Consider the following 11,509-nt stretch of genomic DNA (forward strand, 5'->3'; position numbering starts at 1 on the left):
CCGCCGCTACTGGGCGCGCGATGACTGGTATCGCCATCATCCTCCGGGCCATAGCGACTATGGCCGGCATCACTACGACAATCATCGCGGCTGGCACTGAGCTGTCGAGCGCGATCAGGATGGCGTCGTCGATTCAGTAAAAAACCGCCCGACAGGGCGGTTTTTTACGTCTGTCACGCATGCGCACCCGGCTCGCGAATAGCGCGACGTGACGCGAGTCACGCCCGTGAGTTGCAGCCTGTTCGTGCGGCCTATTCATCATGCCGTGACATCGCGAGACTGCGGACGCCTTCAACATTCACCCGGTCGCCGCAGCCATACCGCCCACCACCGCATTGAAGCCGCTATCGACGTGCACGATTTCCGCGGTCACGCCGGCTGCCAGGTCCGACAGCAGGAACGCCGCGGTATTGCCGACCTGTTCGATCGTTACGTTGCGTCTGAGCGGCGCATTCTGTTCGACGAAGTCGAGAATCTTGCCGAAGCCCTTGATGCCGCTGGCGGCTAGCGTCCTGATCGGTCCCGCGGAAATCCCGTTCACGCGCACGCCCTGCGCGCCGAGCGACACCGCCAGATAACGCACGCTCGCTTCGAGCGAAGCCTTGGCGAGTCCCATCGTGTTGTAGTTCGGCATCGCGCGTTCTGCGCCGAGGTAGCTTAGCGTCAGCAGCGACGCGTCCGGCGTGAACATCGACTGCGCGGCCTTGGCGAGCGCGGGGAAGCTGTATGCGGAGATATCGTGTGCGATGCGAAAATTTTCGCGCGTCATGCCGTCGAGAAAATCGCCTGCAATCGCTTCGCGCGGTGCAAAGCCGATCGAGTGAACGAGCCCGTCGAGGCCGCTCCAGTGCTCCTTGAGCGAAGCGAAGAGGGCGTCGATCTGCGCGTCCTCGGCGACGTCGCAGAGAAACACGAGGTCGCTGCCGAACTCGGTGGCGAATTCGGTGATTCGCTCCTTGAAGCGCTCGCCGACGTAGGTGAAGGCCAACTCGGCGCCTTCGCGCCGGCAGGCTTGCGCGATGCCGTAGGCAATAGAACGGTTCGACAGCAAGCCGGTCAGCAGGATGCGTTTGCCACTGAGGAAGCCCATGCCATCTCCTGACGTTCGGCGCGCCGCGTAGGCGAAGATCGCGCGCCCGGGATGCGCGGACGGCGCGGATTAATTAGGTAGAATTCTCTCACACTGCAATTGCCCACGGATCAACAAGGCCCCTATGACAACTGGCTCGCGACGGGTTCAAACGCCTCCTGCATGTCGATGCCGCGTGATTGACGAACCCTCGCACGGCCCCTCGCATGCCGGGCTCGCAGTGGTGTGGCGTGCATGGCGTCCCGTGCGCGCCGTCGCGACAGCCTGCGTATTTGCCATGGCGGGATGGCTCGCGACGTCGCAGGCCCACGCGGCGCATGCGATCGCGCAATACGGCGAGCCGAAATACCCGGCTGGTTTCAAGCACTTCGACTACGTCAATCCGGATGCGCCGAAGGGCGGCACGCTGGTGCTGGCCAACCCGAGCCGTCTCACGAGCTTCGACAAGTTCAATCCGTTCACGCTGCGCGGCAATACAGCGCCTGGTGTCGACCTGCTGTTCGAGAGCCTGACTGTGGGCAGCAGCGATGAAGTCGCGTCCGCCTATGGGCTGCTCGCCGACGACATCAACGTCGCGCCGGACGGCTTGTCGGTGACGTTTCACATCAATCCGCGCGCGCGCTTCTCCAACGGCGACCCGGTCACCGCCGACGACGTCAAATTCTCGCTCGACACATTGAAGAGCCCGCAGGCCGCGCCGCAATTCGCCTCGATCTTCGGCGAAATCGAGCGTGCGGTGGTGGTCGATCCGCACACGGTCCGCTTCGAATTTCGCCAGCGCAATCGCGAGTTGCCGCTGCTCGCGGGCGGCATGCCGGTGTTCTCCCGCAAGTGGGGATTGAAGCTTGACGGCAGCCGCATTCCGTTCGACCAGCTCGCATTCGAAAAGCCGATCTCCAGTGGCCCGTATCTGATCGAGCAGTACGATAACGGCCGCACCATCACCTATCGACGCGACCCGAATTACTGGGGCGCGGATCTGCCGGTGCGCGTCGGCATGAACAACTTCGATCGCATCGTCTACAAGCTGTACTCGGATGCCACCGCGCGGCTCGAAGCCTTCAAGGCCGGCGAGTACGATGCGCTGGTCGAATACGTCGCGCGCAACTGGGTGCGGCGCGATGTCGGCAAGAAGTTCGATAGCGGCGAGCTGGTGAAGCGTGAGTTCCCGCAGCACAACGGTACTGGCATGCAGGGCTTCATCCTGAACACGCGCCGTCCGTTGTTCCAGGACGTGCGCGTGCGCAAGGCGCTCGATCTCGCGCTCGACTTTCAGTGGCTGAACCGGCAACTGTTCTTCAATCAATACCGGCGTATCGACAGTTTCTTCGCCAATACCGATTTGCAGGCGAAGGGCCTGCCTTCGCCGGGCGAGCTGGCTTTGCTCGAACCGTGGCGAGCGCAACTCGACCCCGCCGTCTTCGGTCCGCCGCCGAAGCAGCCGGACACCGATGCGCCGGGCTCGCTGCGCGCCAATCTGCTGCAGGCACGCGAGCTGTTGCAGGAAGCCGGCTGGACCTACCGCGACGGCGCGTTGCGTAACGCCAAAGGCGAGCCGTTCCAGTTCGAGATTCTCGACGATTCGGGCTCGGCCGCGTCGATGGAGCCGATCGTCGCGACCTTCATCCGCAATCTGCAGAAGCTTGGCATTACCGCGACGTTTCGGGTCTCGGACTACGCGGTCTATCAGAAGCGTCTGGACGCGTTCGACTTCGACGTCACCACGCTGCGCATGCCGGACGTGCAGGTGCCGGGCTCGGAGCAGATCGAACGCTTCGGCAGCAAGGCCGCCGATACCAAGGGTTCGGACAACGCGATCGGCTTGAAGTCGCCGGTGGTCGACGCCGTTCTGAACGCGCTCGTGCATGCGCAGACGCGCGAGCAACTGGTCGATGCAACGCATGCACTCGACCGGCTGCTGATGCATGGCTACTATGTCGTGCCGCACTGGTACAGCGGCACGCATCGGGTGGCGTTCAAACGCGGCCTTGCATGGCCGAAAATGCTGCCGCTGTACTATGGCGCGGAAGGCTGGATTACATCGACGTGGTGGCACGCGCAACCGCAGTCCGGGTTGCAACCCCTTGCGCAGCCTCAGCCGCAACCGCATTCGTAGCCACGACCGCCGCCGCGCCAGCGCGCCCCCGCTTATCGTCTTCGCACCGGAACGCCGCTTATGTGGAGCTACATTCTCAAACGCCTGTTGCTGATGATCCCGACCTTGCTCGGCGTACTGACGCTGACCTTCGTCGTGATCCAGTTCGTGCCGGGTGGCCCGGTCGAGCAGATGCAGCACGAACTGCGCAAGGGCGCGGAGGGCGGCGCGCCGTTCGGTCTGCGCTCGCATAGCGGCGTCGACGCGCAACAGCTCGCGCAGCTCAAGCAGCTCTATGGCTTCGACAAACCGCCGCTCGAACGCTACGTCCTGATGCTCAAGCGCTTCTCGACCTTCGACCTCGGACAGAGCTATTTCCGCCACCAAAGCGTGTGGTCGCTGATCGTGTCGAAGTTGCCGGTGTCGATCAGCATCGGCCTATGGACCTTCTTCCTCACGTACCTGATATCGGTGCCGCTCGGCATCGCGAAGGCGGTGCGCAACGGCTCGCGCTTCGATATCGCGACGAGCCTCGTGGTGCTGATCGGCTACGCGATTCCGGGCTTCGTGCTGGGCGTGCTGCTGCTCGTGCTGTTCGGCGGCGGCACGTTCCTGCAACTGTTTCCGCTGCGCAATCTCACTTCGGACAACTGGGCGCAGTTGAGCGTGGGCGGCAAGATCGTCGACTATCTGTGGCACATCACGTTGCCGATTACGGCTTCGGTAGTCGGCAGTTTCGCGGTCGTCACGATGCTGACGAAAAACGCTTTTCTCGACGAGATCCGCAAGCAATACGTGCTGACCGCGCGCGCCAAAGGCCTGTCTGAGAAGCGTGTGCTGTGGAAGCACGTGTTCCGCAATGCGCTGTTGCCGTTGATCGTCGGTTTTCCGGCGGCCTTCATCGGCGCGTTCTTCACTGGCAGTCTGCTGATCGAGACGCTCTTTTCACTCGACGGGCTCGGGCTGCTCTCTTATGAATCGGTGGTGCGGCGCGACTATCCGGTCGTGCTCGGCACGCTGTATCTGTTCACGCTGATCGGCCTCGCGACCAAGCTGATCTCCGACCTCTGCTATGTGTGGGTCGATCCCCGCATCCAATTCGAACAACTGGAGCGCTGATGAATCGAGCCCGTCTTTCCGTCGACGCGGCGGCGCGCAGCGAACCCGCGCGCGCGTTCGTGTCGCCATCGCCCGCGCGCCGCGTGTGGCAGCGTTTTCGCCAGCAGCGCCTCGGCTACTGGAGTCTGATCGTGTTCGTGGTGGCGTTCGCGGCAAGCCTCGCGGGTCCGCTATGGTCGAACGACAAGCCGCTGGTCGCGCGCTACGACGGCCTCCTGTATTTCCCGATGTTCAAGACATATGCGGAGACCACTTTCGGCGGCGATTTCCCGACTCCGGCCGATTATCTCGATCCGTATATCAAGCACCGCTTTGACGCGCCGGGCAACTTTGCGGTGTATCCGCCGAATCGCTACTACTATGACACGCTGAATTACTTCTCGAAGGCACCGAACCCTGCGCCGCCGTCGCGCGAGAACTGGCTCGGTACCGACGACCGTGGCCGCGACCTGTTCGCGCGGCTGCTCTACGGCTTTCGCGTGTCGGTGGAGTTTGGACTCGTGCTGACGCTGATCGGCACGATATTCGGCATCGCCGCGGGCGCCGTGCAAGGTTACTTCGGAGGACGTATCGATATCGTCGGGCAGCGGTTAATCGAAATCTGGAGCGCGATGCCGGAGCTTTATCTGCTGATTATCTTCTCGTCGATCTTCGAGCCGGGCTTCCTTCTGCTGATCGTGCTGCTCTCGCTGTTCGGCTGGATCGGCCTGTCCGATTACGTGCGCGCGGAGTTTCTGCGCAATCGTCACCAGGACTATGTGCGCGCGGCGCGAGCGATGGGCCTGTCGAACTGGCAGATCATGTGGCGCCACGTGCTGCCCAACAGCCTGACACCGGTGATCACGTTCCTGCCGTTCCGCATGAGCGGCGCGATTCTCGCGCTGACGAGCCTCGACTTTCTCGGCCTCGGCGTGCCGTCGCCGACCCCGAGCCTCGGTGAACTGCTCGCGCAAGGCAAAGCGAATCTCGACGCGTGGTGGATTTCGCTGTCCACCTTCGGCGTGCTCGTCGCGATGCTCTTGCTGTTGACATTCATGGGCGACGCGCTGCGCAACGCGCTCGACACCCGCATCTCCGATGCGATGCGCGCTGGGGGCAATCAATGAGCGCAACGCTTCAGAACGGCGCGCCGCCTCTGCTGGAACTCGAGCATCTGCGCGTGAGCTTCGGCGACACCGTCGCGGTGAACGACGTCACGCTCGCGATCGGGCGCGGCGAGCGGGTCGCGCTGGTCGGCGAGTCCGGCTCGGGCAAGAGCGTGACTGCGCTGTCGATCCTGCGGCTCCTGAGCGACGCGCAGGTGAGCGGCTCGATCCGTTTCGATGGTGAGGAACTGCTTGCCAAAAGCGAACGCGAGATGCGCGGCATGCGCGGCTCGGACATCGCCATGATCTTTCAGGAGCCGATGACCGCGCTCAATCCGCTTTATACGGTCGGCGACCAGATCGCGGAGACCATCGTCGTGCATGACGGCGTGACGGCGAGCGAGGCGCGCAAGCGCGCGGTCGCGCTGCTGGGGCGCACCGGTATCGCCGAGGCGGGCAAGCGCGTGAACAGTTACCCGCATCAACTGTCGGGCGGGCAACGGCAGCGCGCGATGATTGCGATGGCGCTCGCGTGCCGTCCGCGCCTGCTGCTGGCCGACGAGCCGACCACCGCGCTCGACGTGACGATCCGCGCCCAGATCGTCGACCTGCTGCTGGAGTTGCAGCGCGACGAAGCGCAAAAGCGCGGCATGGCCGTGCTGCTGATCACACACGACCTGAATCTGGTGCGCCACTTCGCGCAGCGCATCGCGGTGATGGAGCGGGGCGTGCTGGTCGAGAGCGGGCCGGTCGAGCAGGTGTTCATGGCGCCGCGGCATCCGTACACGCAGCGCCTGCTCGCGAGCCGGCCACAGCGCACGGTGGTGCCGGTGCTGCCGATCTCGCCCGTGCTGCTCGAGGCGCGCGAGGTCTCCGTCGACTTCAAAACGAAGTTGCCGGGCTTTGCCGGCTGGTTCCGCTCGGGACGGTTTCGCGCGGTCGCCGAGGCGAACGTGTCGGTTCGGCAGGGCGAGACGCTGGGGATCGTCGGCGAATCGGGCTCCGGCAAGTCGACGCTCGCGATGGCACTGCTCGGTCTGCAGCGTACCGCGCACGGCGCAATCGAATTTCAGGGCAGGGCGCTCGGCAGCTATCGCGGCACCGAGCAGACCGCCTTACGGTCGAACATGCAGGTCGTGTTTCAGGACCCGTTCAGTTCGCTTTCACCGCGTCAGACGATCGAGAGGATAGTCGGCGAAGGGCTCACGCTGCACCGGCCGCAAATGACGCCGCAAGCGCGGCGCGACAAGGTGATCGCGGTGCTGCGCGAAGTCGGGCTCGACCGCACGGTGCTATACCGTTATCCCCATGAGTTTTCCGGCGGCCAGCGTCAGCGGATTGCGATTGCCCGCGCGCTGGTGCTCGAACCACGCGTGCTGATCCTCGACGAACCGACCAGCGCGCTCGACGTTTCCATTCAGCAGCAAGTGCTGAAATTGCTAGCCGCGTTGCAACACAAGTACAACCTCGGCTTCGTTTTCATCAGCCACGACCTTGCCGTGATTGGAGCGATGGCGCACCGCGTCGCGGTGATGCAAAACGGTTCGATTGTCGAAAGCGGAGAGGTTGAGAAGATTTTTGCGACGCCTGTGCATCCTTACACGCGAAAGCTGCTGAAAGCGGCGCTCGACCGTTGATTTTTCACCCTTTCACCAATTGGGTGCGTATCTCGATTGAATTTTTCTATTTGTTTTGACACGTGAATACTTACTGGCTAGTATCGACCAAACTTTTTTCCGTATACCCCTGATTTTTTGGCAAAAACTACCGACCAATGCAGCACAGAAACTTAACCCAGGCTTGCACGCGCGTCGTCGCCGGGATGTTCATTGGCGTCTTGATGGCAGCAGCTCCCGGCGCTTTCGCCGACGAAGTAAGCAGTTTCAATCAGAATGCCTCACTGTCGACCTCCACCGGGTCGAATCCCTTGTCCTTCTCCAACTCGCAAACGGGCGCTTCCGACAGCGACAGCGGCGCCAAATCGTTCCTGTCCGGCATGGCCGGCAAAGCGGGCGACGTGGTGGTCGGTGCGCTGAACATGATCGGCGTTCGCTACCGTTGGGGGGGCAATACGCCTGATTCGGGTCTCGATTGCAGCGGTTTCGTGCGCTATGTGTTCCAGGACACGCTCGGCATGGCGCTGCCGCGCCGCGCCGAGGAAATGAGCCGCGTCGGCGAAAAGGTTCGCGTGAGCGATCTGAAGCCGGGCGACCTGGTGTTCTTCAACACGATGCGCCGTACGTTCTCGCACGTGGGCATCTATATCGGCGACAACAAATTCGTGCATTCGCCGTCCACGGGCAGCACGATCCGCGTCGACGACATGGATAGCGGCTACTGGGAAAAGCGTTTTACGGGCGCGCGTCGTATCGAGGCGTCGTATCAGGAAGGAGAAGATCTGCGCAAACGCGTGAATGCGACGATCGGCGGGAATAACTGATTCGGCCTCGTCGGCGTTTAAGCGCGGAAAAAAGCCTGCTTCGAATGAAGCAGGCTTTTTGCTTTCTGCCGGCGGCTTGTGAGCCGCGCGGAGGCTGGGTTGCGCGGTTTTTCGGACCGAATAGGCGGGATTTGCNGGCTCGGCGCGGTGCTTTGATCCACTGCCGTGTCGCTGCTGCACAAGGGCGCCGCACCCGCCCCGGCGTGCCCGCCTACGCCGTCGCCCGGCTCGCGGCCAGCTTGCGCTGCAACTCCGGCATCATTTTCGCCACCGCTTCCTCGCCCGCCAGAATCGCCGAGTTGCGCTGCGAGAAATCGCTGCCGCTCATCGCGGCCAGATTCGGCCGGATCACGACATCGGCGTACTTGTCGAGTTCATAAGCCTTGATCGTCTGGCCCATGATCGTGAAGGTCTGCATCAGCACGTCGAACGAACTGGCGGTCAGGCCGCTCTCCGGGCGCTGCGAAATATCCACGGCGATCACGAAGTCCGCGCCCATCTTGCGTGCGAACGAGGCGGGCACCGGGCTCACCAGACCGCCGTCGACATATTCGTGACCGCCGATCTTCACCGGCTCGAAAATCGACGGCACGCTGCACGACGCGCGTACCGCGATGCCCGTGTTGCCGCGCTGGAACAGAATCGGCTGACCGGTTTTCAGATCGGTCGCCACCACGCCGAGAGGCTTCGCCATCTTTTCGATGGGACGGTTGTTCAGCGTCGTGTTCAGATAGTTCTGCAGTGCGATGCCCTGCAGGAAGCCCCGCGTGCGAAATGGCATCGCCCAGTCGCTGATCGACGCTTCGTCCATGGTCAGCGCGAGTTTGTTCAGCGCAAAGCCGTTCATACCCGATGCATACAGCGCGCCGACCACCGATCCGGCGCTGGTGCCGGCCACCAGATCGACATGAATGTTGCGCGCCTCCAATGCCTTGATCACGCCGATGTGCGCGAACCCGCGCGCGGCGCCGCCGCCCAGCGCCAGCGCCACACGGACCGGCCGCTGCGCTTTGTCGAGCGGCGGCGGGTTGACGGTGGGCGTGGCGGCGAGCGGCGAGTTATCGGTTTTGCCGCCGCCGGTCGTGGTGCAGGCGGCCAGCACCGCGGAGGCGGCTGCCAAGGAAAAGTTGCGGCGGGCGAGACGGGGCGACGAGGGTTTCAACGAGTTCTCCAGCAACGGCGCGGCTGACGCATTCGACGTCGCCGCGGTCCGCGGTCAGGCTGATAGTCAAACGGACAGGATCGTCAGCGACGATTCCACGCGCTGTGGATCTATCGGCAACCGCAGCGCGCGCACATCATAAATCAAAGGCCCACGGGCGCGGCGGCCTGGTAATGAAACGTTGCAGAGGAAGCATTTGGGTGGCTTGGGGCGCGGTTTCGCCGAGGCTTCGAGACGGCTCGGATTCGGCGCACGTGCGCCGCTGGAGCGTTGCGCACGTGCCTCGGCTCAGTTCGGCGAAACCCGCGTCTCGCGCAACTCGGGAGGGGCCCCGTTGCCTTCGGCCGGTCCCTGTTGAGAAAACATAGTCCCTGCGACCAGGCCAGGGCGCGCCGCAGCCCACCGCTCGCGCGATACGTCCCGGAAGTTTGCTGGGCGCACGCACCGACACGGTCAAGCAAGCTCTTAAGGCCCATTCCATACGCCAACCGCTGCCTCGCACGCACCGCCATCGTCCATTCGGACGAGGCCAGGCAACGCACGCGCGGAAGGTATAATTCGCCTCTCGCTTTTATTTCCCTCGTGTCCATGCACGGTGCTGTTGCGCTGCATGGGCGCGGTCCGCTGCCGCGCCTGAAGGGCCATGTCTGTCCGGGCGCCGGCGCCAGTCTTCCGAGTAACGCTAATGACCACCTCCGTTCGTACCCGTTTCGCACCGAGTCCCACCGGCTTCATCCACCTCGGCAACATTCGCTCCGCGCTCTATCCGTGGGCGTTCGCGCGCAAGATGAAAGGGACCTTCGTGCTGCGGATCGAGGACACCGACGTCGAGCGCTCCACCAGCGAATCCGTCGACGCCATTCTCGAAGGCATGGCGTGGCTCGGCCTCGATTTTGACGAAGGCCCGTTCTACCAGATGCAGCGCATGGACCGTTACCGCGAAGTGCTGAAAGAGATGCAGGACGCCGGGCTCGTCTACCCGTGCTACATGTCGACCGAAGAGCTCGACGCGCTGCGCGAACGGCAGCGCGAAGCCGGCGAAAAGCCGCGCTACGACGGCACGTGGCGCCCGGAACCGGGCAAGGTACTGCCGCAACCGCCGGCAGGCGTGCAGCCGGTGCTGCGCTTCCGTAATCCGCTGACGGGCGTGGTGGCATGGGACGACGCGGTGAAGGGCCGCATCGAGATCTCGAACGAGGAACTCGACGATCTCGTGATCGCGCGTCCGGACGGCACACCGACATACAACTTCTGCGTAGTGGTCGACGATCTCGACATGCGCATCACGCATGTGATCCGCGGCGACGACCACGTGAACAACACGCCGCGCCAGATCAACATCCTCCGTGCGCTGGGCGGCGAGCCGCCGGTGTACGCGCACCTGCCGACCGTACTGAACGAGCAGGGCGAGAAGATGAGCAAGCGCCATGGCGCGATGAGCGTGATGGGTTATCGCGATGCGGGGTATCTGCCAGAAGCGGTGGTCAACTATCTGGCGCGCCTCGGCTGGTCGCACGGCGACGCGGAAGTGTTTTCGCGCGAGCAGTTCGTCGAATGGTTCGATCTGGATCACCTCGGCAAGTCGCCGGCCCAGTATGACCACGACAAGCTGAACTGGCTGAATGCGCACTACATCAAGGAAGCGGACAACGCGCGTCTTGCGGAGCTGGCAAAGCCGTTCTTTGCCGAGCTCGGTATCGACGCAGCGGCGCTCGCGCAAGGTGCGGATCTGACGGCAGTGGTGGGCTTGCTGAAGGATCGCGCGTCGACGGTCAAGGAGATCGCGGAGAACGCCGCGATGTTCTATCGCGCACCGACGCCCGACGCCGAATCGCTCGCGCAGCACGTGAGCGACGCGGTGCGTCCGGCACTCGCCGATCTGGCCGCCGCACTGAAGACCGTGGAGTGGAGCAAGGAGGCGATCGCCGCCGCGCTGAAGGCGACGCTCAGCGCGCACAAACTGAAGATGCCGCAATTGGCGATGCCGGTTCGTCTGCTGGTGGCGGGCACGACGCATACGCCGTCAATCGACAGCGTGCTGATGCTGTTTGGCCGCGACGTGGTCGTGAGCCGTATTGGAAAAGCGCTGGCTTAAACGCGTGCGTTCACATGCGCGTTGAAAGGGCTTGCATGCGGCTTGAAAAAAGTCGCATGCAATTGCTCAAAGGGTATTTACAAAGCGCAGATTGGCCTCTAGAATCTCGTTTCTCTGATGTGCAGGGGGTATAGCTCAGCTGGGAGAGCGCTTGCATGGCATGCAAGAGGTCAGCGGTTCGATCCCGCTTACCTCCACCAACAAAAGAGTAAAGTTGTTCAGAAGTCTGGAAGTTGTAGAAAAAAAGACTTCACAAATGCTGGAAACGTAGCTAGAATATTGGTCTTCGCTGCTATTGAACGAAATGACTGAGAAGTTGGCGTCAGTTAGCAGCTGATTAAAGACAGATCTGAAAAGATTATGTCCCCTTCGTCTAGAGGCCTAGGACATCACCCTTTCACGGTGAGTACAGGGGTTCGAATC

General features: G+C 62.9%; 8 protein-coding genes and 1 tRNA gene. 7 read left to right on the forward strand and 2 right to left on the reverse strand.

The window, feature by feature from the left end; genetic code table 11:
- Positions 1–298 precede the first annotated feature (298 nt).
- Positions 299–1,090 carry an enoyl-ACP reductase FabI gene (gene fabI / locus CIC12_RS27480; RefSeq protein ID WP_168668840.1) on the reverse strand — a complete coding sequence of 264 codons (792 nt, stop codon included), beginning with the start codon at positions 1,088–1,090 and terminating at the stop codon, positions 299–301.
- Between the two features lie 124 nt (positions 1,091–1,214).
- On the opposite strand from fabI, the gene CIC12_RS27485 reads away from it, so the two are divergent.
- The 5 genes from CIC12_RS27485 to CIC12_RS27505 all read left to right on the forward strand — a co-directional run bounded on the left by CIC12_RS27485 (position 1,215) and on the right by CIC12_RS27505 (position 7,829).
- Positions 1,215–3,206: an extracellular solute-binding protein gene (locus tag CIC12_RS27485; RefSeq protein ID WP_168668842.1), complete on the forward strand. Its 1,992-nt coding sequence runs from the start codon at positions 1,215–1,217 to the stop codon at positions 3,204–3,206.
- A gap of 60 nt (positions 3,207–3,266) precedes the next feature.
- Positions 3,267–4,304, forward strand: coding sequence for a microcin C ABC transporter permease YejB (locus CIC12_RS27490; protein WP_168668844.1), 1,038 nt, complete (start codon positions 3,267–3,269; stop codon positions 4,302–4,304).
- A complete protein-coding gene (locus tag CIC12_RS27495) occupies positions 4,304–5,410 on the forward strand; it encodes an ABC transporter permease (protein WP_168668846.1) in 1,107 nt (368 codons plus the stop codon). Before CIC12_RS27490 ends, CIC12_RS27495 begins: the two co-directional genes overlap by 1 nt.
- Positions 5,407–7,026: an ABC transporter ATP-binding protein gene (locus CIC12_RS27500; protein ID WP_168668848.1), complete on the forward strand. Its 1,620-nt coding sequence runs from the start codon at positions 5,407–5,409 to the stop codon at positions 7,024–7,026. Before CIC12_RS27495 ends, CIC12_RS27500 begins: the two co-directional genes overlap by 4 nt.
- A 137-nt stretch (positions 7,027–7,163) precedes the next feature.
- On the forward strand, positions 7,164–7,829 hold the full coding sequence (locus CIC12_RS27505; RefSeq protein WP_168668850.1) for a C40 family peptidase: 666 nt from the start codon (positions 7,164–7,166) through the stop codon (positions 7,827–7,829).
- Positions 7,830–8,040: 211 nt separating this feature from the next.
- Here CIC12_RS27505 and CIC12_RS27510 read toward each other — a convergent pair whose 3' ends face one another.
- Positions 8,041–8,991, reverse strand: a complete 951-nt coding sequence (locus CIC12_RS27510) for a patatin-like phospholipase family protein (protein WP_168668852.1) — start codon at positions 8,989–8,991, stop codon at positions 8,041–8,043.
- A 685-nt stretch (positions 8,992–9,676) separates the two neighbouring features.
- Here CIC12_RS27510 and gltX point away from each other — a divergent pair.
- Both gltX and CIC12_RS27520 read left to right on the forward strand, forming a co-directional pair.
- Complete coding sequence (gene gltX / locus CIC12_RS27515) at positions 9,677–11,086, forward strand: glutamate--tRNA ligase (protein WP_168668854.1); 1,410 nt, start codon at positions 9,677–9,679, stop codon at positions 11,084–11,086.
- Positions 11,087–11,210: 124 nt separating this feature from the next.
- Positions 11,211–11,286 (forward strand) — tRNA-Ala (locus tag CIC12_RS27520).
- Positions 11,287–11,509 lie beyond the last annotated feature (223 nt).

This window comes from Paraburkholderia sp. SG-MS1, assembly GCF_012275575.1.
GTDB lineage: Bacteria > Pseudomonadota > Gammaproteobacteria > Burkholderiales > Burkholderiaceae > Paraburkholderia.

What these genes read in the sequence shown, in the direction of transcription:
- fabI (WP_168668840.1), bottom strand. Translation starts at nt 1,090, where the DNA reads ATGGGCTTCCTCAGTGGCAAACGCATCCTGCTGACCGGCTTGCTGTCG.
- CIC12_RS27485 (WP_168668842.1), top strand. Translation starts at nt 1,215, where the DNA reads ATGACAACTGGCTCGCGACGGGTTCAAACGCCTCCTGCATGTCGATGC.
- CIC12_RS27490 (WP_168668844.1), top strand. Translation starts at nt 3,267, where the DNA reads ATGTGGAGCTACATTCTCAAACGCCTGTTGCTGATGATCCCGACCTTG.
- CIC12_RS27495 (WP_168668846.1), top strand. Translation starts at nt 4,304, where the DNA reads ATGAATCGAGCCCGTCTTTCCGTCGACGCGGCGGCGCGCAGCGAACCC.
- CIC12_RS27500 (WP_168668848.1), top strand. Translation starts at nt 5,407, where the DNA reads ATGAGCGCAACGCTTCAGAACGGCGCGCCGCCTCTGCTGGAACTCGAG.
- CIC12_RS27505 (WP_168668850.1), top strand. Translation starts at nt 7,164, where the DNA reads ATGCAGCACAGAAACTTAACCCAGGCTTGCACGCGCGTCGTCGCCGGG.
- gltX (WP_168668854.1), top strand. Translation starts at nt 9,677, where the DNA reads ATGACCACCTCCGTTCGTACCCGTTTCGCACCGAGTCCCACCGGCTTC.